This is a genomic window from Janthinobacterium breve, from assembly GCF_051380895.1.
Lineage (GTDB): Bacteria > Pseudomonadota > Gammaproteobacteria > Burkholderiales > Burkholderiaceae_D > Janthinobacterium.
Genome location: NZ_JBNYXY010000001.1, coordinates 522,785 through 545,747, shown reverse-complemented (window position 1 = coordinate 545,747; position 22,963 = coordinate 522,785). Strand labels below are relative to the sequence as shown.

At 61.1% G+C, this 22,963-nt stretch carries 18 protein-coding genes; 9 read left to right on the top strand and 9 right to left on the bottom strand.

The window, feature by feature from the left end; all coding sequences use genetic code 11:
- The first annotated feature begins 60 nt into the window (after positions 1–60).
- From ACQ4W0_RS02550 to ACQ4W0_RS02525, 6 genes are all read left to right on the top strand, one after another.
- Positions 61–1,647, top strand: a complete 1,587-nt coding sequence (locus ACQ4W0_RS02550) for an ABC-F family ATP-binding cassette domain-containing protein (protein ID WP_436575336.1) — start codon at positions 61–63, stop codon at positions 1,645–1,647.
- 132 nt (positions 1,648–1,779) lie between these two features.
- Positions 1,780–1,908: a hypothetical protein gene (locus ACQ4W0_RS02545; RefSeq protein ID WP_257561118.1), complete on the top strand. Its 129-nt coding sequence runs from the start codon at positions 1,780–1,782 to the stop codon at positions 1,906–1,908.
- Between the two features lies 1 nt (position 1,909).
- Complete coding sequence (locus ACQ4W0_RS02540; RefSeq protein ID WP_096238138.1) at positions 1,910–2,368, top strand: RidA family protein; 459 nt, start codon at positions 1,910–1,912, stop codon at positions 2,366–2,368.
- Between the two features lie 115 nt (positions 2,369–2,483).
- Positions 2,484–3,914: an amino acid permease gene (locus ACQ4W0_RS02535; RefSeq protein ID WP_436575335.1), complete on the top strand. Its 1,431-nt coding sequence runs from the start codon at positions 2,484–2,486 to the stop codon at positions 3,912–3,914.
- Between the two features lie 417 nt (positions 3,915–4,331).
- Positions 4,332–5,804, top strand: coding sequence for an amino acid permease (locus tag ACQ4W0_RS02530; RefSeq protein WP_436575334.1), 1,473 nt, complete (start codon positions 4,332–4,334; stop codon positions 5,802–5,804).
- Between the two features lie 67 nt (positions 5,805–5,871).
- On the top strand, positions 5,872–7,821 hold the full coding sequence (locus ACQ4W0_RS02525; RefSeq protein ID WP_436575333.1) for a S9 family peptidase: 1,950 nt from the start codon (positions 5,872–5,874) through the stop codon (positions 7,819–7,821).
- A 91-nt stretch (positions 7,822–7,912) separates the two neighbouring features.
- Here ACQ4W0_RS02525 and ACQ4W0_RS02520 read toward each other — a convergent pair whose 3' ends face one another.
- From ACQ4W0_RS02520 to ACQ4W0_RS02510, 3 genes are all read right to left on the bottom strand, one after another.
- Positions 7,913–9,865 (bottom strand): acid phosphatase, encoded by a 1,953-nt coding sequence (locus ACQ4W0_RS02520; RefSeq protein WP_436575332.1) that lies wholly within the window; start codon positions 9,863–9,865, stop codon positions 7,913–7,915.
- 94 nt (positions 9,866–9,959) lie between these two features.
- Complete coding sequence (locus ACQ4W0_RS02515) at positions 9,960–12,110, bottom strand: FUSC family protein (RefSeq protein WP_436575331.1); 2,151 nt, start codon at positions 12,108–12,110, stop codon at positions 9,960–9,962.
- Between the two features lie 90 nt (positions 12,111–12,200).
- Positions 12,201–13,889 (bottom strand): M14 family zinc carboxypeptidase, encoded by a 1,689-nt coding sequence (locus ACQ4W0_RS02510; protein ID WP_436575330.1) that lies wholly within the window; start codon positions 13,887–13,889, stop codon positions 12,201–12,203.
- A 150-nt stretch (positions 13,890–14,039) separates the two neighbouring features.
- Here ACQ4W0_RS02510 and ACQ4W0_RS02505 point away from each other — a divergent pair, with 150 nt between their 5' ends.
- Positions 14,040–14,615 carry a hypothetical protein gene (locus ACQ4W0_RS02505; RefSeq protein WP_436575329.1) on the top strand — a complete coding sequence of 192 codons (576 nt, stop codon included), beginning with the start codon at positions 14,040–14,042 and terminating at the stop codon, positions 14,613–14,615.
- A gap of 69 nt (positions 14,616–14,684) precedes the next feature.
- Here ACQ4W0_RS02505 and ACQ4W0_RS02500 read toward each other — a convergent pair whose 3' ends face one another.
- From ACQ4W0_RS02500 to purB, 6 genes are all read right to left on the bottom strand, one after another.
- On the bottom strand, positions 14,685–16,838 hold the full coding sequence (locus ACQ4W0_RS02500; protein WP_436575328.1) for a S46 family peptidase: 2,154 nt from the start codon (positions 16,836–16,838) through the stop codon (positions 14,685–14,687).
- A gap of 307 nt (positions 16,839–17,145) precedes the next feature.
- Positions 17,146–17,415: a GlsB/YeaQ/YmgE family stress response membrane protein gene (locus ACQ4W0_RS02495; protein WP_096238131.1), complete on the bottom strand. Its 270-nt coding sequence runs from the start codon at positions 17,413–17,415 to the stop codon at positions 17,146–17,148.
- A gap of 165 nt (positions 17,416–17,580) precedes the next feature.
- Positions 17,581–18,156 carry a YceI family protein gene (locus ACQ4W0_RS02490; protein ID WP_100874750.1) on the bottom strand — a complete coding sequence of 192 codons (576 nt, stop codon included), beginning with the start codon at positions 18,154–18,156 and terminating at the stop codon, positions 17,581–17,583.
- 148 nt (positions 18,157–18,304) lie between these two features.
- Positions 18,305–18,859 (bottom strand): YceI family protein, encoded by a 555-nt coding sequence (locus ACQ4W0_RS02485; protein ID WP_436550699.1) that lies wholly within the window; start codon positions 18,857–18,859, stop codon positions 18,305–18,307.
- A gap of 41 nt (positions 18,860–18,900) precedes the next feature.
- Positions 18,901–19,425, bottom strand: coding sequence for a cytochrome b (locus ACQ4W0_RS02480; protein ID WP_436575327.1), 525 nt, complete (start codon positions 19,423–19,425; stop codon positions 18,901–18,903).
- 186 nt (positions 19,426–19,611) lie between these two features.
- Positions 19,612–20,991 carry an adenylosuccinate lyase gene (gene purB / locus ACQ4W0_RS02475; RefSeq protein ID WP_436575326.1) on the bottom strand — a complete coding sequence of 460 codons (1,380 nt, stop codon included), beginning with the start codon at positions 20,989–20,991 and terminating at the stop codon, positions 19,612–19,614.
- Positions 20,992–21,268: 277 nt separating this feature from the next.
- On the opposite strand from purB, the gene ACQ4W0_RS02470 reads away from it, so the two are divergent.
- Together ACQ4W0_RS02470 and ACQ4W0_RS02465 are read left to right on the top strand one after the other, a co-directional pair.
- Positions 21,269–21,883: a glutathione S-transferase N-terminal domain-containing protein gene (locus tag ACQ4W0_RS02470; RefSeq protein WP_101483050.1), complete on the top strand. Its 615-nt coding sequence runs from the start codon at positions 21,269–21,271 to the stop codon at positions 21,881–21,883.
- 7 nt (positions 21,884–21,890) lie between these two features.
- Positions 21,891–22,919, top strand: a complete 1,029-nt coding sequence (locus ACQ4W0_RS02465) for a LacI family DNA-binding transcriptional regulator (RefSeq protein ID WP_436575325.1) — start codon at positions 21,891–21,893, stop codon at positions 22,917–22,919.
- Positions 22,920–22,963 lie beyond the last annotated feature (44 nt).

Below are 22,963 nucleotides of genomic sequence, written 5' to 3'. Positions count from 1 at the left end.
CCATTCCGCCAGCGCATCATTGCGCCGCGCGGGTTCGCCAGCCTTGCTCAAGGAGTATCCATGCCTGCATTACTACAACTCGACCGTCTTTCCTTTGTGCTGCCCGATGGCCGCGCCCTGTTTTCCGATTTGCAATTGACCTTTGCCCCGCAACGTATCGGCCTCGTCGGCGATAACGGCGTGGGCAAGAGCGTGCTGGCGCGCCTGCTGGCGGGCCAGGCGCAGCCGTCTTCTGGCACCGTGCGCTGTGATGGCCGCCTGCATTACGTGGCGCAGGAACTCGATCCGCAACACTATCCCAGCGTGGCGGCGCTTGCCGGCATGGAGGACTTGCTGGCCGCGCTGGATCGCATTGCGGAAGGCAGCGTCGATGAGGCCGACTACGCACTGGTGGGCGAACGCTGGGATGCCCACGCCCGTTTGCGCCAGGCGCTCGATGCGCTTGATTTAGGCCATGTCGATGCCGACACGCCGACGAGTAGCCTGAGCGGTGGCGAGCGCCAGCGCATCGCCCTGCAAGGTGCCTGGCTGTCGCAGGCGGACTGGCTGGTGCTCGATGAACCGAGCAACCATCTCGATGCGCAGCAGCGCGCCCGCCTGGTGGCGCAGATGGCGCGCTGGCCGGGCGGCTTGCTGCTGATCAGCCATGACCGCGCCCTGCTGGAGCACGTCGATGAAATCGCCGAGTTGTCGTCGCAGGGCTTGCGCAGCTATGGCGGTAATTACCTTTTGTATGCGCAGCAGCGCGCGCTGGAGCAGGCCGGCTACGCCGCTGCCCTGCAGGCGGAAAAGGCCGGGGCCAGGCGCGAACAGCGCGAGGCGCAGCAGCAAGCCGAGCGCCAGCAGCGCAGGATCGGACGCGGTGAGCGCGAGGGACGCGAAGGCAATCAAAGCAAGCTCCTGCTGGATGCGAAAAAGGAGAAAAGCCAGGATAGCCAGGGCAAGCTGCGCCTGCGCGCGCAAGAGGCGCAGCAGGCGCGCCAGCAACGCGTGATGGAGGCCAGCGCCCGCTGTGCGCCCGAGACCGAACGGCTGCTGCTGGCGCCCGAGAGCCTGGTGCCCAACGGGAAACTGATCCTGGAGCTGCGCGGGCTGGTCTTGCCGCATGGACAGGCGCACGCCATCAACCTGGTACTGAGCGGCCCGCGCCGGCTGGCCGTGACGGGTGACAATGGCAGCGGCAAGTCGACGCTGCTGCGCGTGATCGCCGGGCAGCTGGCGCCCGCCAGCGGCGAACTGCGCTGCCATGCGCAGGTGGCGTGGTTGGACCAGCATGCTGGACTGCAAGACGGCGAGTGGAGCGCCGTGCAACGCTTGCAAGCACGCAATAGCACTGTGGCGGAAGGGGCCTTGCGCACGCGGCTGGCGCTGCTGGGCATCGCCGGCGCGCGCGCCACCATGCCCAGCCGTTTGCTCAGCGGGGGCGAGCGCATGAAGGTGGCGCTGGCGGCCGAATTGTATGCGCAGGCGCCGCCGCAACTGCTGTTGCTCGATGAACCCGACAATCATCTGGACCTGGCCAGCCTGCAGGCGCTGGAGCAGATGCTGCTGCAATATCAGGGGGCGTTACTTGTGGTATCGCACGACCGCGCATTTCTGGATGGCCTGAAGCTTGACCCAGAGGGCTTGACAATGCATAAAAGATAATCAAGTGAAAAAAGTCACGCTCGATGCCTGTAGAGCATGCTTCATGAAGCGATGCTGAATTTTGTTTGATTGTCGGTATAATCCACTGAATAACCGGGCCTATTTGTGAACTAAAACTGCTGGTTCACCAATATGATGACGTTTAATCTGGCGCTGTTGTCGGTCACTGCCGCGCTGCCAGGGCGCCGTCATCCCGCCATCATCCTTTTTCTGCTGCTGATGAATTTCGGTTTCGTTTATATTGTTTTCTTGGAGAAATAGCATGTCGTTTTACGAAAAACTCAAGGCCCTCGACATCGAATTGCCAGTCGTTGCTGCGCCAGCTGCCGCTTACGTGATGCATGCCCGCACGGGCAACACCGTCTTCCTGTCCGGCCACCTGGCCAAGAAGGATGGCAAGGTCTGGGTCGGTCAACTGGGCAAGGACGTCACCACGGAAGAAGGCAAGATTGCAGCGCGGGGCATCGCCATCGAACTGATCGCCACCCTGCAAGACGCGTGCGGCGGCGATTTGAACAAGGTCAAACGCATCGTCAAGGTCATGAGCCTGGTCAATTCCACCTCCACATTCACGGAACAGCACCTGGTGACCAATGGCGCCTCGGAACTGTTCGTCGAAGTCTTCGGCGACAGCGGCAAGCATGCCCGCTCCGCTTTCGGCGTGGCGCAAATCCCGCTGGGTGCTTGCGTCGAGATCGAACTGATCGCCGAACTGGCCTGATCATCTGAGCATGCCGGCGCTTGCCGCCGGCTCGCCGTTTCCTCCTTTCCAGCAAGAGCGGAACCGCCATTGGGGGGAGGGATCGGTGTATTCAAGAAAAAAACGGAGACACGTAATGAAAACGAGTGAACAAGGCTTGCACCGCGGCCTGGGCGAGCGGCAGATACGCCTGATGGCGCTGGGCGCAGCGATTGGCGTGGGCCTGTTTTTGGGTTCCGGCAACGCCATCAAGATGGCCGGTCCTGGCATCATGCTGTCGTACATCATCGGTGGAGCGGTCATCTTCATGATCATGCGCGCCCTGGGCGAAATGGCCGTGCACAATCCGGTGGCCGGCTCCTTCAGCCGCTATGCCCAGGATTATCTGGGCCCCCTGCAAGGCTATCTGACGGGCTGGAACTACTGGTTCCTGTGGCTGGTCACGTGCGTGGCTGAAATTACCGCCGTCGCCATCTACATGGGCATCTGGTTCCCCGACGTACCGCGCTGGATCTGGGCCCTGGCGGCTCTGGGTTCCATGGGCGCCATCAACTTGCTGGCCGTGAAAGCTTACGGCGAGTTCGAGTTCTGGTTTGCCCTGATCAAGGTGGTCACCATCATCCTGATGATCGTCGGCGGCACGGGCATGATCATCTTCGGTCTCGGCAACAACGGCGTGGCCATCGGCATCTCGAATCTGTGGACGCATGGCGGTTTCTTCCCGAATGGCGCGCAGGGCGTGCTGATGTCGCTGCAGATGGTGATGTTTGCCTATCTGGGCGTGGAAATGATCGGCCTGACGGCCGGCGAAGCGGCCAACCCGAAGAAATCGATTCCCGACGCCATCAATTCGGTGTTCTGGCGCATCCTGATTTTCTATGTCGGCGCGCTGTTCGTCATCCTGTCGATTTACCCATGGAATGAAATCGGCACCACCGGCAGTCCGTTCGTGATGACGTTTGAACGCCTGGGCATCAAGACGGCTGCGGGCATCATCAACTTCGTCGTGCTGACGGCAGCTTTGTCGTCGTGCAATGGCGGTATCTTCAGCACGGGCCGCATGCTGTACAACCTGGCGCTGCAAGGCCAGGCACCGAAGGCGTTTGCGGAAACCACGGCCAGCGGCGTGCCGCGCCGCGCCATTCTGGTGTCCGTGTTTGCCCTGCTGCTGGGCGTGTTGCTGAACTACCTGGTGCCGGAAAAAGTGTTTATCTGGGTCACCTCGATTTCCACCTTCGGCGCCGTCTGGACCTGGGGCGTGATCCTGGTCACGCAGATTCAGTTCCGCAAGACCTTGAGCCCGCAGGAAATCAAGAACCTGGCCTTCCGCATGCCGTTCGCGCCGTACGGCTCCTGGATTTCGCTGGCTTTCCTGGCGCTGGTGATCGGCCTGATGGCGTATTTCCCTGATACGCGCATCGCCCTGATGGTGGGACCAGCCTGGCTGATCCTGCTGACGGTGCTGTACTACGTGCTGGGCCTGGCGCCTAAAGAGCGGCGCGATGACGTGCCGCAAGGCTACGAGGCAGGCTGGCCGGCGGCCGATGCGCCACACGTCAAGAAGTAAACCAGCGTAGTTGAGCTGAGCCAGAAGCGCGCCCCTGCCACTGCAGCGGCGCGCTTTTTATTTCATAAAAGCAATTTCTTCTCGGCCAGCACGCTGGCGGGTTTGCCGGCGCACGCCTGGCGTTGTTTCCTTGCATCAAAGTTCTGTTTAGCTGAGCCGATGAAAGCCCTATAATCGCTTAGTTTTGAAAATGGACGCGATCTTTCCGGTTTTTTGCCAGGTAGGGCCGGAGCGCCGTTTTTTCTTGTTTTTACCCGTCATGTTCCTAACAACATCTGACAAAACCGTAGCGAGCGGAATGAGTTGTGGCTAAGAAGCGCAGCTGTGCGAATGCACAGTGAGCATCGCAGGCCGCGAATCGCGACACGCAGCAGGTTTTGACAGGTGTTCAAGTGCATGCCTCATAAAGGAATGCTAGTGAGCCAAACCCTGGTCCAGAAACTTTGCCGCACCAAGCCGATCGATACCACGGTCGACTATGGTGAAGGCCTCAGCAGCAGTGGCTTGAGCCGGTCCATCGGCCTGTTTTCCCTCACCATGATCGGCGTCGGCGCCACCATCGGCACGGGCATTTTCTTTACCATGGTCGAAGCCGTGCCCAAGGCGGGCCCATCGGTCGTCCTGTCTTTCCTGATCGCCGCCATCACGGCCGGCTTGACGGCCTTGTGTTATGCGGAATTATCGTTCCGCATTCCCGCCTCCGGCTCCTCGTATTCGTTTGCTTACGCCACCGTGGGCGAGTTTCTTGCCTTCATCATGGCCGCCTGTTTGCTGCTGGAATACGGCTTGGCGGGCAGTGCCGTGGCCATCGGCTGGTCGTCCTACCTGAATAATTTCCTGGAAAATGCCTTCGGCTGGCATATTCCCGAGATGCTGCGCACGCCGATGATCGTTTCCGGTCCGCACGGCATGGAGTTTCATGCCGGCCACATCAACCTGCCGCCCATCTTTTTGATTTGCATGTGCGGCTTTTTGCTGTTGCGCGGCGCCAAGGAATCGGCCCTGATGAACGCCATCATGGTCATCATCAAGCTGGCGATCCTCGTGTTTTTTGTCGTCATCGCGTTTTCCGGATTCAATGCCGACAATTTCTTTCCCTTCTTTAATACTGACAATAGCAAGGGTTTTGCCGGCATGACGGGCGTGACGGCCGCGGCCGGCACCGTCTTCTTCTCCTTCATCGGCCTCGATACGGTGGCGACGGCCGGCGACGAAGTGAAAAATCCCACACGCAATGTGCCACGCGGCATCCTCGGCGCCTTGCTCATCGTCACCGTGTTTTACCTGCTGGTGGCCGTGGCCGCCCTGGGCGCGCAACAGGCCAAGCTGTTCGAAGGCCAGGAAGCGGGCCTGGCGGTGATCCTGCAAAATGTCACGGGCAAGACCTGGCCCGCGCTGGTGCTGTCGGCTGGCGCCGTCATTTCCGTCTTCAGCGTGACCCTGGTGACGATTTACGGCCAGACGCGCATCCTGTTTGCCGTCAGCCGCGACGGCCTGATCCCGAAGTCGTTCCAGAAGATACACCCGCGCACCCTGGTGCCGGTCAGCAATACCATCATCGTTTGCCTGGTGGTCGCCGTGGTGGCGGGCTCCGTCGATGCGACTTATTTGTGGGACATGGTCAGCATCGGCACCCTGACCGCCTTCATGGTGGTCTCGGTTGCCGTGCCCGTGCTGCGCCACAAACAGGGCGCCAACCGCATCGAAGGCTTCAGCGTGCCGTTCGGGCCGTATGTAATTCCAGGCCTGAGCATACTGGCTTGCCTGTATATCATGCGCGATTTGCCGCATACGACGTTTGTCGTGTTCAGCGTGTGGATGGCGGTGACCGTGGCTATTTATTTCTTGTACAGCATACGGCATTCGCACCTGGGCAAGAAGGCCCGCTAATGCAGTCTGCTCCATCCAAAACCGCCGCGCTTGCCGGCGGTTTTTTTTATTCTTAACTGGAATTTACATGATGAAAATAACTGATTTGGCCGCATGCGGCTTGCTGGCAAGCAGCCTTCTGGGGAGCACGGCGCAGGCAGCGCCTGCCAGCAGTATGCTGCTGCGCGATTACCGCGCCGTCGCCCTGTCGGCCAATGGCCAGCGCATTGCCGCCATCGAATCGAGCAAGGCCGACGAACAGCCGCAGCGTCCGCATGCAGCCATCATCGTGCGCGACGCCGCCAACGGCGCCATCGTGCAGCAATTTGACCCGTGTGCCGTGTGTTCCTACGACAAGCCCAGCTGGTCGCCCGATGGCAGGCAGCTGGCCTTTGTCGGCTACGACGGCAAGGCGGGCATGGCGCATCTGTACCTGGCCACGATGACACAGGCGCAGGCGCGCGTGTTGACCAGTATCAAAGGCGTGGCCAGCACGGCGCGCTGGTCGCCTGACGGCAAGCAGCTGGCCCTGCTGGCGACGGTGGGCGCGCGCAAGCTGGCCGGTGCCGTGGAAGCAGGGGTACGCCAGGTGGGCGAAGTGGGCAGCGAAGACGATGCACAGCGCATTGCCGTCGTGCCTGCCAGCGGCGGCGAAGCGCGTTTGCTGTCACCAAGCGACACCTATGTGTATGAATACAGCTGGACGCCCGATGGCCGCGGCTTCGTCGCCACCAGCGCGCAAGGCAATGGCGACAGCAACTGGTGGGTTGCCAAGCTCAGCCATATTGATGCGGCCACGGGCGCCCTGCGCGTGATCGCCGCGCCCGCCATGCAGCTGAACTTGCCTTCTGTCTCGCCGGATGGCAAGACGGTGGTCTTCATCGGCGGCCTGATGAGCGACTTCGGCTCCATCGGCGGCGATATTTATACCGTACCGCTGGCCGGCGGCACGCCGCGCAATCTCACACAAGACTATCGCGGCACCTTCAATGGCGTCGTTTGGCGCGGCACCGGCTTGCTGGCGACGGCCCTGATCGATTCGCAGCTGGCGCTGGTGCCTGTCGACGCGCAGACCGGTCCGGCTCAACCCGTAATGCTCGGTGAGCTCAGCAGCAGCGGCAGCGATGGCCGTCTGTCGTTCAGCACCGATGGCTTGCAGGCAGCTGCCGCGCAGGAGGATTTTACGCACGCCAGCTACCTGGTGGCGGGACCGGTGGGCCAGCTGAAAAAGATCACGCGCGACAATGATGGCTTTGCGCCGCAGTTGACGGTGCAGAACGTGGGCTGGAGCAACGAGCAATACAAGGTGCAAGGCTGGCTGCTGGGACCGTTGAAGGTGGAGGCCGGCAAGCGCTACCCGATGATCGTCAACGTGCATGGCGGCCCGGGCGCTGCCGCCTCGCCCCGTTATGTGGCAGCGAACACCGTGATCGAGGAATTGACGCAAAAAGGCTATTTCGTCTTCCTGCCCAATCCGCGCGGCAGCTTTGGCCAGGGCCAGGCATTTACGCGTGCCAACATGGCTGACTTCGGTGGCGGCGACTGGCGCGACATCCTGGCAGGCATCGATGCGGTGGAAAAAGTGGCCCCCGTCGACGACCAGCGCCTGGGCCTGATCGGCCATTCGTATGGCGGCTTCATGACCATGTGGGGCGTCACGCACAGCGACCGCTTCAAGGCGGCCGTGGCGGGCGCGGGCGTGTCGAACTGGATCAGTTACTACGGCCAGAACGGCATCAATCAGTGGATGATCCCGTTCTTTGGCGCCTCCGCGTATGACAATCCGGCCGTCTACCGCAAGGCTTCGCCCATCGAATCGATCAAGGCGGCCAAGACGCCGACCCTGATCTACGTGGGCGAGCGCGACGTGGAAACGCCGGCCGCCCAGTCGCTGGAATTCTGGCACGGCTTGCGCGCCATGGGCGTGCCGTCCAGCTTGTTCATTTACGATGGCGAAGGCCATTCCTTCCGCAAGCCCGAGCACCAGCGCGACTTGCAGCAGCGCATCGTCGGCTGGTTCGAACGATACCTGAAGTAAGTATAAAGAATGCCGCTCGAATGAACTGAAGCCGTCCAGCTAGTCGGGTTCAGTTCACGAAGGCGGCTTTTTGCATGCTGGCTGATGCGGATCAAGTATCGAGACGCAATTGCAAACCCGTTGCCGTGTAGGTTGGCGTCACTTTAAAGCCGTCGACGCTGATCGTGTCGAACTTGCCTTTCAAGCTCGCAGCATTGATGACGTTCAAGGTATCGCCTGCGGCCGGCTTGTAGCCATTCTGGAACGTCACGTTCAGGCTGCCGCCCGCGACCGTCATCTGGCCCACCACGCTCAATCGGCCACCCTGGCCGTTACCCAGTTTCAGCTCCAGCTTGCCTGTTGCCAGCTGCGTGTACCGGCCGGCCAGTGCCAGACCCGACTGGGCGTTGCTGACTACGGTTCCGCCGCTGACATACACATCGCCCTTGCCGAAGGCGGTGGCGGAGTTGGCTTCAAGGCGTCCCGCTTCCACATGCGTTCCACCGCTCCAGCTATTGTTACCGCCCAGTTTCAGGGTGCCCGAGCCTTGCTTGTTCAGTTTGCCAGTGCCACTGATGTCGTTGCGCCAGCGGTCGACGGCATAAAAGCCACCCTTGGCCGCGTCCATGGCCACCACTACATTGCCGGTGAACACGGCATAGCCATCGGCAGCGGCAAACAGGTTCAGGCGGCCCCAGCCTTCAGCATCGTCCATCACCGGGTAGCCCGATGGCAAGGCCGTGGTTTTCAGCACCACGCGGCGCTGCGCGTCGGACAGATACGGCAAACGCGTTTCCAACAGCACTTCCGCACCCTTCGGCACGACGGCCTGGGCATTGGCGGCGCCCGTCTGCGCGAAGCCGAAGGTCAGGCGACGGATATAGGCGGCCTTGGTGCTGGCGTAGTCCGAAAAACGGTCGTTGGCGATGGTGCCCGAATGGGCGTAGTCATAAAAGGTGTCGGCCGTGGTGCCCGTCCTGGCCATCAGGGTCGTGTGCGCCTGCGTCACGGCAGCAGCCTTGGTGGCGGCCGTGGCAGGGTCGAGCAGGTTGGCGGCGACGATGGCTTGCGCCTGAACGCGGCCGCTGATCACGTCGAGCGGCGAATGCATGCCGGCGATGATGCGGTTTTCACCCAGTTCCAGGCCCCGCGCCACCATTTCCTGGTAGCGCTCGGGCAAGGCATAGGCCATGCCTAGCGCGCCGCGTACGGCTTCGGCCGAATGGCCGCTGGTAAAGCCGCCATCGGTGGCCGGCGTGGCGCTCTTGGCCGGCACCAGGGCGGGAATCAGCACCACATTGCTGCTCCAGCGAAATGGCCGCGCATATTTGTAGAAGCGCTTGGCCGGTTCTGTGGAACCATTGTTGCCCATGGCATTGACGAGGCCAACCACATTGCCGAATTCGGCATTGCTGCTGCCCGTCACGCCCGTGTTGGTGCCGCTGTCGTTGTAGAGCTTGCTTGTCGCGTCCGGCGCGATGTCGGTGATGCTGGTGGTCTGGCGCGCCGCGCTGCGCCAGGCGTCTGTCAGCGGACCCATGCCATCGGTGATGCTGTAGCCCTTGCCGCGGCGGTCGTCCAGGTAGGCGGCCAGTTCCTGCGCCGGCGTGCGGCTGGTGGTGGCTTTGATGACGAAATCGATGTTCGCGTTGTGCACGCTGGCATTGACGATGGTGCCTCCTTGCGTGCCATCGTTGGGCACGCCCGTCCAGGTGGAGGGCACGACGGCGGGGAAGCCGTCCACGGCCGGCGCCGAAACGCCGGCATCGACGATTTCCGTCAACGGTTTCCAGATGTCGAGCATGCCGATCAGCACGCGCACGCCAGCATTCGTGGCGGCCGTGGCATAACGGGCGTCGCCGCGCTGGTTGCTGGCGATATTGTCGACAAAGGGGATGGCCGTGGCCGATGGTGGCGCCGTATCGGGAGCGCCCTGGTCGGCTGGCGCTGCTGGAATGACGAGCGCCGCTTCCCGGTGATCGGAACCGCCGCAAGCGGCAAGGGCGAGGGCGGCGCTGATGGCCAGCGCCAGTGGCAGGCGCCGGGTCAGGGGAGATGCGTGCATGATTACCTTGGCTGTAAGTGGAAAAACCATCGCAGCATAAAGAGCTCAGATGACCTCCTGATGACACCACTTGCGCCTGGGCGGCCGAAAAATATTATCTGGGCGCCACGATATGCACGATCGCCGCGCTATGTATCACGATCTTGTCGGCATCTGCCTGCAACAATCGGATGCGTCTTTTGACCAGCGGCCAGCCCGACCAGGCCACGTCGCTGACGGGCGGTGCGGCAGGGGTGGCCAGCGGGGCGCTGATGGTGGCCTTGTTGTCGAGCTGCTCCAGCGCGCGCGACAGGGTCAAACACACTTGCGTATGGCTGTGGCTGAGCAAGGCGTTGACGGGCGCGACGGGCAGCTGGCTGGTGTGGCGTCCCAGGATCGAGCGCAGCGCCGCCACGTGGGCCACCAATAAGTAATTTTGCACGATGAACAGGTTGATGTCTTCCACGGCGCGCTGCTTGCTGGCCGGTTCGTCGAGCATGCGCACCAGTGCCGAGCTGAGCGCGGCCAGGCTGTCCATCAATCGCTTGCGCTCGATGCGGTAGGCGAAATCATCGAAGCATTTTCCCTGCAGCAACTCGAAGCTGGCTTGCATATAGCTGAGGTTCACATTCAGTACCTGGCGCACCAGCCGTGGCAGGCTCTGGTATTCCCAGTTGGCCAGGACAAAGCTGAAGATGGTCGCCACCGCCGCGCCGATCAGGGTATCGATCAGGCGCTCACTGACCAGGTTCGGGTTGCTGGGCGCCACCAGGTGCATTTGCAGCAAGATCATCAGGCTCACGGCGATGGCCGTGTAGCGGTAGCGCAGATAGATGAAGGTGGGCGTGGCCACGATGGAGAGAAATAAAATGGCCATCAGCACGATATTGCTGTGCACGAAGCGAATCACGATGGCCGTGATGACGCAGCCGATGATGGTGCCGATGATGCGGTCGGCGCGGCGCTGGCGCGTCATGCTGAACGTGGGGCGCAGGATGATGACGATGGTGAGCACGATCCAGTAGCTGTGTGCTGCGTACGGCAGCCAGTGGCCTACAGCCAAGCCCACCGAGATGGCCATCGATACGCGCAGGGCGAAGCGGAACACGGGCGAGTCCAGGCGCAAATTCGACAGCAGGGTTTTGAGTTCGTATTTCTGCTGCGACAAGAACGGCGCCATGTCCGCGCCGCTCCAGAATGGCACGTCGGCATAGACTTTTTGCGTGGCCAAATGCAGTTCACCGATCATTTTCAAGATGGCACGGATCTTGTTGCGTTGCGCGCGCAGGGTCGCCAGCGCTTCTTGCGCACCGTCGCCTTTTGCGTGCAAGCGGGCAATTTCTGCTTCGATCTCGGACCATTCCTTGTCGTAGTTGATCTGCACATACGAGGCGCGCTTGCGCGTGACGGCGTAGGCGACGGATTCGATGTCGCGCGCCGCCTTGTAAGCGAGGTCGTGCAAGGATTTGAGCACGTCGGAGTCGGCCAGGTGCTGGCGCAGCAGCGCGTAATCGGTGTGCGTGGAAAGGATCAGTTCATATAAATCCAGCATGCACACATGCACCTGCACGACGATGGCATCCTTGCTGTTCTTGTGGCTGCGCAAAATCAGATCGCGCGATGCTTGCTGACGGTCGGCCAGGATGCTTTGGTGGCGCACCAGCTTGTTGAACTGCTCCGTCAAATTAAAACGCGTGTCGTAGAAATCGGCCTTGATGTCGATATAGGCGGCCAGCTCGAACAGGGCTTCGGCCAGCACTTGCTGTTTGATGCGGTGGCGCAAGACCCAGGCGATGGCCATGGCATAGGCCAGATAGATCAATCCCCCCAGCATGAACAGGCCCGCATGGTGAAATGATTGCTGCCACGTCATCTGATGCTCCATCGACATGGTCATGATGAACAGCGCGGCCAGTTGCAGGGGCATGGATTTCTTGCCGTACACCACCATCATGCTGGCGAGGAAACTGACCAGCACGAGCACCGTCAGCAGCAGCCAGTGCACGGGGCCGCACAGGCTGATCAGCAGGGTGACGGCGCTGCACAGCAGCACGGAGGCCAGCATTTCGTTGAACTTGTGGCGTAGCGGGCTGGGCATGTCCATCAGGGTCGTGCACAGGGCACCGATGCACACCGTCATGGCGGTGGTGCTGTCGCTGATTTCCAGGGTCAGCAAGGTCAGGCTGACCAGGCCGATGGCCACGCGCAAGCCCAGGTAAAAATAATGACTGTAAATGAAGGTGCGCAGGTTCAGTGCGTAGTGCATGGGATTACCTTGTGGGTAGGGCACAGAAAGAGGCGCCGCAGCGGGGTCTCCGATGCGGCGCCAGGATATTGCATTCGCTACAGCCCGGATTTACATCAGGGCAATGACGGGATAACGCCGCCATTCGGGCTCGGCAAAGCGCTGGCAATGTTCAAAAATGAAATCGAGCACGGCTTCCTGATTGCTCAGCAGGGTCGGGTTGGCTGCTTTCCAGTCGGCAAACTTGGCCGCCAGCGCCGGTTCATCGCGCAGCAATTCGGATGCCATGTCTTCGAACACATAATCGGAAAACGCTTCTTTCTTCTCCAGCACGCTGTTGAAGAAGCCCCAGCGGAAGAAACTGTCGTGCGCCTGCGGTTCCAGCGTTTCCACGGCGTAGCGCGCGTTGTCCTGGTCCAGGCTGATCACATAGTCGCCCGCTTGCAAGGTAAATTGTCCCGTGCGCGCTTCAAGTTCTACATTGTCATGGAACATGTGGCCTTCGTAGGCCATGGCGCGCGTGCCGATGTTGGTGATGTGATAGTAGCGCGCCGTTAGCGTCTGTTCGGCGGTGATGCGGCTCATTTCGACGCCGTTCCAGCGCAGGCGCTCGATCACTTCGCGCCAGGCTTGTGGCACCACATAGGCTTTCGGCGCGTCCACGGTGACATCCGCATCGAAGCGGTTGTAATACTTGATATCGCGTTCCCACGGCTGCGAGCGGTCATACGACAGGCGCTGGTAGTCGCCCAGGATACTTGGCGTGTATTGCGCCGCATAGCCCTTGAAAGGGAAGGTCGACGGCTGTTCTTCGTTCATGGCCCAGTGGATCGGCCATTCTGCCTGCGTGCGGCCGGCCGCTTTTGCTTGTGCGCGCAGCTGTTTGATCTGCTCGCCATGCTGCACGGTAAACGTCATGGTGATGTCGAGCAGGGCGCGCATGGAAGCGTAGCGGTCGGCAAAGGGTTTGAGCATATGCGTTTCCGGCATGAAACCGATGACGTGATGCAAGGCTGCAAAGCCGGTCGAGAAACGCGGTACTTCGAGAAATTCTGCGATGCCGTGGTCCGGGCTATCCTTGACGGGATTGACGTACGGGCAGGTGGGCCAGCCGGCGCTTTCCATGGCCGCAAAGATGTGCGGCAGCATGGTGTCTTGCAGGAAGGGACCGAGGCCGTTGCCCAGCTTATCCGTTTGCGTGTGGATCAGGGTCATCGTGTACGGGTAGTCGGCGCCGTTCGACGTATGCGTGTCGACCATCACGTCCGGGTCCCAGCTGGCCAGCAAGCGGTTGAACACTTGCGCGTTCAGGCTGTCGCACTTGATGAAGTCGCGGTTCAGGTCCAGGTGGCGGCTGTTGCCGCGGAAACCGAATTGCTCCGGGCCATCCTGGTTCACGCGTGACGTATTGGCGCGGTTCAGGCTGCCATCGACGTTGTAGATCGGAATGAACAGCAGCACGGTGCTGCCCAGCGCCGCCAGGCGCTCGGGCTGCGTGCAGAGGTCGCGCACGATGGCCATGCAGGCGTCGATGCCTTCCGGTTCGCCCGGGTGGATGCCGTTATTGTTGAAGAAAACGGTGCGGCCTGCGCGCTTGATTTGCTCGCGGTCAAACACGCCATCCGCGCTGACGACGCCAGCGTGGATGGGCACGCCCGAGTCGGACAGGCCGATCTGTTCGAAGTGCAGCACGTGCGGATAGCGTGCGGCGAGATCCTTGTAGAAGGTGATGCATTCCAGCCAGGTCGTGGTCTGGTTGTGGTTACCGAGTTCGTAGGTCGTGCGCAAGTCTGGTGGCATAGCGGTCTGAGTCTGGGAGGGGGAAGGCGCGCTGGGTAAGTACGCCCGCTAGGGACCAATTGTAGCACCGGCGCTTCGGCCTTGATGTGCAGCAGCAGGCGAGTGCCGGACTTGTGTTATGAATACGTTTCACGCGCAAGGGGAGGCAGCATGGGCAACGCAGTGATGGCAGCGATGGCGGCGCTTGTGTGGTGGGCTTGCTTGGCGGCACAAGCGGCGCCGTTGCGCTTGCCAGTGAGTAAGGAACCCGTGGCGCAGGGCGGCTCCGTCATGGCCACCGCGCAAGGCGCGCTGATACGTTACCGAGGCTGGCTGCTGGCTGTCGATGGGGCCGTGTCGGAGGCGCGGCCCGATGTCTTGCTGGCTTCGGCGGATATAGGTCAGGCGCCGCAACTGCAGATCGGTTCCACGCGGCGTACCTTACCCCCGTGGTCAGCCTTCGAGCTCGTCAAGGGAAGCACGCGCCTGCGCATCACGGCGCTGCCAGGGCCGGAGGCCCCCGCGCTGCTGCTGGACTTTGGCGAGGCCGATTACCGCATCGTGATTCTTGCTGCCGCCATCGAGCGGCAAGCGTATAGGCTGCTGGCGCAGCGCTTTCCCGGCGCCGACCTTGCCTTGCTGCTGCAGGAGGGGCGGCGCGTGTTGTTGCCCTTGGGAAGCAGTCGAGCGCAAGTGTTTGGCGCGGAGCAAGCTGCGCCTTACCGTTTTACCAAAGTAAAGCGCTAGGCGAAAAAAAGCCACTCCCGCAGGAGTGGCTCAGCTGACAAGCGCCCGTTGCCGGGTTATTGTTTCTTGTTATTCAGCGCCCATTTCTTTCAACAGGTTGTCTGCGTGGTCGATGTGTTTCATGTTCCACAGCATGTAGCGCAGGTCGACCTGGATCGAACGGGTGTTGGCCTTGTTGTAGTCCCAATCGGAAATGATCGAGTCCAAGGTGCCATCGAAGGCCAGGCCGATGAATTCACCTTTGGCATTCAAGGCTGCCGAACCGGAGTTGCCGCCGGTGATGTCCAGGGTGGCCAGGTAGTCGACCGGTACGGTTTTCAGCTTGGGATCGACAAATTTGCCGAAGTCCTTGGCTTTGATCGCGGCCAGTTGATTCGCTGGTGCATTGAACTCGCCCTGGCCCGTGGCTTTCGCAACGACGCCATTGACGGTGGTGAACGCGGTCCAGGTGGTGCCGTCGGCACCGTGGTCACGGCCGGCCACTCTGCCGAACGTCACGCGCAGGGTGCTGTTGGCGTCAGGATACACGGCTTGGCCCTTGCTCTTCATGAAGGCGATCTTGGCCTTCATGTAGTTGGCGTAGGCTTGCTGGATCTTGCCTGCCAGTTCTTCGTCTTCCGCTTCGTTTTTCAGCGAATCCGGATACATGGCGACGGCTGCCTGGATGAAGCTGTCCTTGCTGGCCTGGAATTCGGCAGGCGTGCGTTTCAGCCATGCTGCGCGTTCTTCCTTGTCGGCCAGCTTGCTGCCCGCATACAGTTTGTCCAGGGCGGCGGACAGGTCGGCTTGCGACATGCCATCCTTGATGCCGATGGCGGCATCGAAGCTGGCGCGGCGTTGTGCTGCCGGTTGCGCGGCGTATTTGGTCAGGCTGTTCAGTACCAGCGCCTTGTCGACTTTTTCATCGTAGGTGCGCTCGACCGACGTGATGCCCGAGGTCAGGCGTGGCAAATCGCGCGTCTGGTAGCCGGACTTGCGTTCCGTATCGGCCTTGGTGCCTTCGTTGGACAGGCGGTACAGGCTGCGTGCCGTGTTCAGCAGGCGTGGCTGTGCGTAACCGAGGAAGAAATCGCGCTTGGTGTCGGCATCGCGTTCGGCGATCAGCTTTTCCACTTGCTCGATATCGCCGGCAAATTCCGCCTTGCGTGCAGGATTGGCGTTGACCCAGGTTTTCAGGGCATCGTGTTCCGTCGTCTTGCGCGCCAGGAAATCGCTGCCGGCGTAGGAATCGAGCATGCCTTGGCGGTTCTTGTAGTAATTGTTGACGCCAGCGACTTGACCCGCGTATTTCAGGGCAACATCCTTGTTGTCCTTGGTTTCGCGCGCGATGATGGCCAGGGTTTCGCCTGACGCTTTCACGAAGGCCGGGTAGTTCCAGTCAAACGTGAACGCCACTTCCGATGGCAGGCGGTGACGGTTGGTGCGGCCAGGGTAGCCCAGCGCCATCACGAAATCGCCTTCTTTCAAGCCATCCTTGGCCAGTTTCAGTACGTGTTTTGGCTGGTAAGGCACGTTGTCCTTGCTGAAGTCGGCAGCTTTGCCGTCCTTGCTGACATAGGCACGGTAGAAACCGTAGTCGCCCGTGTGGCGTGGCCACATCCAGTTGTCGGTGTCGCCACCGAACTTGCCCACGCCCGCTGGAGGCGCGTGTACCAGGCGCACGTCGCGGATTTCCAGTTGTTTGATCAGGTAGAACTCCAGGCCGCCGTAGTAGCTCGACACGGTGCAGCGGAAACCGGCTTCTTTTTCGCACTCGGCGACCAGTTTTTTCTGGTTTTTCTCGATCGCGTCGATGCGTGCCTTGCCTTGCAGCTTGGCTACGTCGGCGGTGATGATTTTGTCGCTGACATTGGTCACGGCCGAGGTGACGAAGATACGGCTGCCTGGGGCGGCCGGCAATTCTTCAGCAAAAGTCTTGGCCAGGAAGCCGTTGGCCAGCAAATCGCGCTCCTTGGTCGAATTGACCGCCACGCTGTTGTAGACGCAATGGTGGTTGGTGGCAACCAGGCCTTGCGGCGAGACGAACGAGGCCGAGCAACCGCCCAGGCTGACGATGGCGCCCATCGGGAACTCGGTCAGTTTGGTCAGGGTGGTCGGATCGAGTTTCAGTCCGGCCGCTTTCAGTTCCTTGGCTACTTGTGGCAGCTGTTGGGGCATCCACATGCCTTCGTCGGCGTGTGCGAAGTTGCTCAGGATGGCGAGCGCGATTAAAGATTTTTTCATTCGAGTTCTAGTCTTTTTACATGGTGGGAAGTCGGAACCAACGTGTACCCAGTGTTTTTTCTCAGCGGGCGACCTAGAGTATCCGTATCGAACTCGCACTAGTCAATCACATTTTCCGGACGGCATGTGTGCATTGAATTGTCTAAATGCATTGTTTTGAGTGGCATAGAGGCAGGAACCGGCCGCCAGCGCGCATTTTTCCGTGTGGCGGCTGTGGTATTGTCCATACAATTGGTATGGCAGCAATGAAAAATGGCCGGGCGCTTGCGCGGCCCGGCCACTTCGTGAGACACGGCGTGTTGCCGCGCTAGCGTATTTTGCCGCGGCGCAAAAGATTCACGATACCCAGCAGGATCACGGCGCCCAGGAACGAGACCAGTAGCGAAGACACGCTGAAATTGTCGCTATTGATGGTGCCCGTGCCGAACAGGGGCGCCAGCAGCCAGCCGCCCAGGAAGGCGCCCACGATGCCGACGACGATATTGAGGAAGATGCCCTGTTGCGCATCCGTTTTCATGACCATGCTGGCCAGCCAGCCGATGACGCCGCCAATAACGATCCAGATAATGAAATTCATGTAGTCCTCCGCGCAATGGGTGAGTTGGGTGTCATGTCAGAACAACATCATGCCAACGGATAGTGATGCAGCACGATAGAAAAGTCCAGCGGATTCGCGTCGTGCATGCAAAAGCCCGCCTGGCTGCGGGCAGCGAGGCGGGCTTGTCATGCGGCAAGGTCGTGTTTAATCGGCCTTGATCGCTTCGACCTGGATGGCCAGCTTGACTTCCGGCGAGAACGCCGGCATGCCGTAGTTCAGGCCAAAATCGCTGCGCTTGAATTCCGCGCTGGCATCGGCGCCGCACACTTCGCGCTTGTAGCGCGGGTGCATGATGCACTTGAATTTGCTCACATTCAATTTGACGGGCTTGGTCACGCCCAGCAGGGTCAGTTCGCCATCGACTTCCACCAGCTGATCGCCGTTGAACTTGAACGACTTGCTCTTGTAGGTGATTGCCGGGAATTTTTCCACATTGAACATGTCCGCTTTTTTCGCGTGCGTGTTCATGGCGTCGAGGCCGAAATCGATCGAATCGGCATCGATGACCAGGTCCAGGCTGCCCGTCTTGGCGGCACGGTCCAGGGTCACGGTTCCCTTGGTCTTGTTGAACTTGCCGCGCCAGACGGACATGCCCATGTGATCGGCTTCAAAGCTGGGGAAGGTGTGCGTCGGGTCGAGGTTGTAGGTGTCGGTAGCGGCCATGGCCGAACCCGCGCCGGCGGCTGCCAGCACGGCGATCATCAAGTGCTTCAATTTCATTGAGTTCCTAACTAAGTTAAACAACAGATTTTGGACGTTGACCTGATATGTAACGCCTGAAAAACGTTCAGGGCAAGGCGCCTTGCCGCAGGCAGTACGAACGTACGGCCAGGCAAGAGCAACGCCGCCATGGACGTTTTCTCAGGTGTTACTGGGCGGCAACGTGGAATTTAATCGTGACCTCGTCCGCAACCATGCTCGTGTCTTTCCACTCGCCTTCGCCGATGTTGTAGGTCAGGCGTTTGATCGGCAGGGCGCCGTCGAAGGCATATTTTCCGCCGTCGGCTTTCACCGTCAGGGGGAAGGTCACGTCGGTGGTCTTGCCTTTGATGCTCAGCTTGCCGCTTACCGTCAGCTTGCCCGCGCCTGCGGCCTTGATGCTGCTCGAGACAAAGGTGGCTTTCGGGAACTGTGCCGCGTTGAACCATTCTTTCTTGGCCACTTCCTTGTTGTACTCGGGGTCGCCGATATCGATGCTGGCCGTGTCGATTTCCACCGACGCTTTCGAGGCGTCCGGCGTAGCCGGGTTGTAATCGATGGCGATATTGAATTTCTTGAACTTCGCTTCCACGGGCACGTTCATTTGCTTGAACACGGCCGACACGCTGGTCTTGGCGGGATCGACTTTCAGCAGGGTGGCGGCGGTGGCGGCCACGGACAGGCCCAGCAGGGAAGCGAGGACGATGCGTTGGGTGGTTTTCATCTTATTTTTCCTGGAGTTTCAGTGAGCAAGGGAAGTCGGTGTTACGGCAACATGCGCTTGAGGACGCCGTCGCGGTCGATAAACTGGTGCTTCAGCGCCGCCAGCACATGGGCGGCCACGGCGGCGGCCATCGTCATGTTCAGAACATAATGAATCTCTTTTAAAAGTGGCTTAAGTTCCGGGTTCGGCGCCATGATGACCGGCAGCTGGAACAGGCCCAGATAGACCACCGGCACGCCGGCGGCCAGGGTGTACAGGTAGCCGGAGACGGGCACGGCGAAGATCAGGATGTACAGCAGCACGTGCATGGCGTCGGCGGCCTTCTTTTGCCAGACCACCATGCTGGCCGGGTGCGGCGGCGGCACGTTGGCCTTGCGCCACAGCAGGCGGATGGCGGCGATGGCCAGCACGGTCACACCGAGCCACTTGTGCCAGGAGAAATATTTGAGCTTGGTGGGCGTCAGGCCGGGAATGTCCGTCATGACCAGGCCCATGACAAAGGCGCTGATGATCAGCAGGGCGGTCAGCCAGTGCAGGATGATGGCGGTGGTGGTGTAGCGTTGCATCGGCGGCTTTCTTGAAAATAGTACGTATTAGGACTAATTCGGCCTAATATACCAAAGAAAAGCAAATTGCGCTGTGTGCTGCAGATTCTACAAGAAAGATTGCCGGAAAAACCGCGGGGCGGGCAGCATTTGGGTGCCGGCCGCCCCGCGGGAGTGGATCTGCTTGATCCAGGTACAGATTGTGGCTTAGATTGCCTTGGCCAGTTGCGCCGCGATACCGATGTAGTTACCCGGCGTCATGCTCAGCAGTACTTCTTTCGCGTCTTGCGGAATGGCCAGGCCATTGACGAAGGTTTGCAGCGCCTCTTTCGAGATACCCTTGCCGCGCGTCAATTCTTTCAGTTGCTCGTACGGATTCTCGATGCCATAGCGGCGCATCACGGTTTGTACGGGCTCGGCCAGCACTTCCCAGGTGGCGTCCAGGTCTTGCGCCAGGCGCGCGTGGTTTACTTCCAGCTTGTTCAAGCCGCGCAGGCAGCTGTCATAGGCCAGCAGGGTGTAGCCCAGGCCCACGCCGATGTTGCGCAGCACGGTCGAATCGGTCAGGTCGCGCTGCATGCGCGAGACGGGCAGTTTTTCCGACAGGTGTTTCAGGATGGCGTTGGCCAGGCCCAGGTTGCCTTCCGAGTTTTCAAAGTCGATCGGGTTGACCTTGTGCGGCATGGTCGACGAGCCGATTTCGCCCGCTTTCAGTTTCTGCTTGAAGTAGCCCAGCGAGACATACGTCCAGATGTCGCGGTTCAAGTCCAGCAGGATCGTGTTGGCGCGCGCGAAGGCATCGAACAGTTCGGCCATGTAGTCATGCGGCTCGATCTGGATGGTGTACGGGTTGAATACCAGGCCCAGGCGCTGTTCGATCACGGCCTGCGAGAATGCCGGCCAGTCGAAGCCGGGGTAGGCGGACAGGTGGGCGTTGTAGTTGCCGACGGCGCCATTCATCTTGCCGAGGATTTCCACTTGTTCGATGCGCTTGACGGCGCGCTGCAAGCGGGCCACGACGTTGGCCATTTCCTTGCCCAGGGTGGTCGGGCTGGCCGTCTGGCCGTGCGTGCGCGACAGCATCGGCACGTCGGCATTGTCGTGCGCGATCTGCGTCAGCTTGGCTACCAGGCCGTTCAAGGCCGGCAGCATCACGCCATCGCGCGCGGCTTTCAGCATCATGCCGTGCGAGGTGTTGTTGATGTCTTCCGAGGTACAGGCGAAATGGATGAATTCCGACGCCGCCACCAGTTCCGGCACGTCCGCCACTTGTTCCTTCAGCCAGTATTCGACAGCCTTGACGTCATGGTTGGTGACCGCTTCGATGGCCTTGATGCGGGCCGCGTCGGCTTCCGAGAAATCCGCCGCCATCTTGTCGAGCAGGGCGCTCGCTTCTGCCGAGAACGGCTTGATTTCAGCGAAACCGGCTTGCGACAGCGCTTGCAGCCAGGAGATTTCCACTTTCACGCGGTGGTGCATGAAACCGGCTTCGGACAGGATCGGGCGCAGCAGATCGGTCTTGCTGGCGTAGCGGCCATCGAGCGGAGACAGGGCCGACAGCGTGGAATACGGAGTAGTAGAAGTCATGAGAGCGGACGCAAGTTAAAGAAACGGTTGGCGTGTGGCGCGCGGGGAGGGCAGGGCTATTGCAATACAGCAACACTGACGGCGCCACAGTAAAGGGCGATTTTACCACCGCTGGCCGCTGGCCAGCCGTCCGTTGGGCGCCGGCACGCCGCATTTTGACCGAATCCGGCCCCGATGCGGCGTGCCTGCCACACCCCGGAGACCGCTGGGCGCGTACTGCCAAACGCCGCTGCCGCCGATGCTATACTGCTTGCTGCTCCTTTACCTTAAAGTACCTATGAAACTGATCGGTTCCCTCGCCAGCCCGTATGTCCGCAAAGCCCGTATCGTGCTGGCGGAAAAAAAGCTCGACTATGTCTTTGAGCTGGAAAACGTGTGGGTGCCGGAAACCCGCATCGCCCAGGCCAATCCGCTGGGCAAGGTGCCCTGCCTGGTGATGGAGGATGGCAGCACGCTGATCGATTCGAAAGTCATCGTCGAATACCTCGACACGCTCACGCCCGTGTGCAAGCTGCTGCCCGCTGGCGGCAATGGCCGCGAGCGGGCCGATATCAAGAACTGGGAAGCGCTGGCCGACGGCATTCTCGACGCAGGCGTGCTGGTGCGCCTGGAGCGCACGCAGCGCCCGCCCGAGCAGCAAAGCGCGGCCTGGATCGCGCGCCAGCTCGACAAGATCACGCTGGGCCTGGCGGCGCTGGAGGCGCGCTTGGGCGAGAGCGCATATTGCGCCGGCAAGAACTACACGCTGGCCGACGTGGCCGTGGGCTGCACCCTGGGCTGGCTCAGCTTCCGCTTCCCGGAAATCGACTGGCGCGCGGATCATCCCGCGCTGGCGCGCCTGTTCGACAAACTGTCCGAGCGGCCATCGTTCAAGGATACCGTGCCGCAGTGAGCGTACGATGACCGGCAAAGATTCAAAGGCGCAGCAACGCCTGCAAATGGCCGATATCGCGCGCCTGGCCGGCGTGTCCACGTCCACCGTGTCGCGCGCGCTGAGCGGCAGTTCGCTGGTCAATGAAGAGACGCGCGCGCGCGTCATCGCGCTGGCCCGTTCGCTCAAGTACTCGATCAATATCGGCGCGCAAAACCTGCGCCTGAAACAGAACCGCACGGTCGGCGTGGTGGTGCCGTATGACGCGGCCACGCGCCAGCACCTGTCCGATCCTTTTTTCCTGAGCATGCTGGGCAGCCTGGCCGATGCGCTGACGGAGCAGGGCTTCGACATGCTCATTTCGCGCGTGGATGCCGAAACGCTCGATGCGGCCGCCCAGTCCTTCGATAGCGGCCGCGTGATCGGCATCATCCTGATCGGCCAGTGGCGCCACCATGAACAACTGAACCAGCTGGCCGCGCGCCAGGTGCCCATCGTCGTGTGGGGCGCGCAATTGCCGCAGCAGCTGTATTGCACCGTCGGCGGCGACAACGTCGCCGGCGGCAGGCTGGCCACGGAACACTTGCTGGCGGCGGGGCGCACGCGCATCGCCTTCTTTGGCGACGCCAAGCTGCCCGAAGTGGCGCAGCGCCACCAGGGCTATGCGCAGGCGCTGGCCGCGCAGGGACTGGCGCCCGACCCGCAACTGTACGTGGCCGGTTCTTTCCTGCCACAGGGCGGCGCGACGGACGTGCAGGAATTGCTGGACCGCCACCTGCCGTTCGATGCCATCTTTGCTTGCAGCGACTTGCTGGCCATGAGCGCCATCAGCGCCCTGCGCGCGCGCGGCGTGGCCGTGCCGGAACAGGTGGCCGTGGTCGGCTACGACGATATCGAACTGGCCGCGTATTTCCACCCGCCGCTGACCACCGTGCGCCAGCCTATCCGCGCCGCCGGGCGCGCGCTGGTGACCTCGTTGCTGGCGCTGGTCGACGGCGCGCCAGCGCCATCCCAGCAATTGCCAACCGAGCTGATCGTACGCGCATCGGGCCGCTGAGGCACGCATGCTCCAGCAATTACAACCGATTGCAATAATTTAAA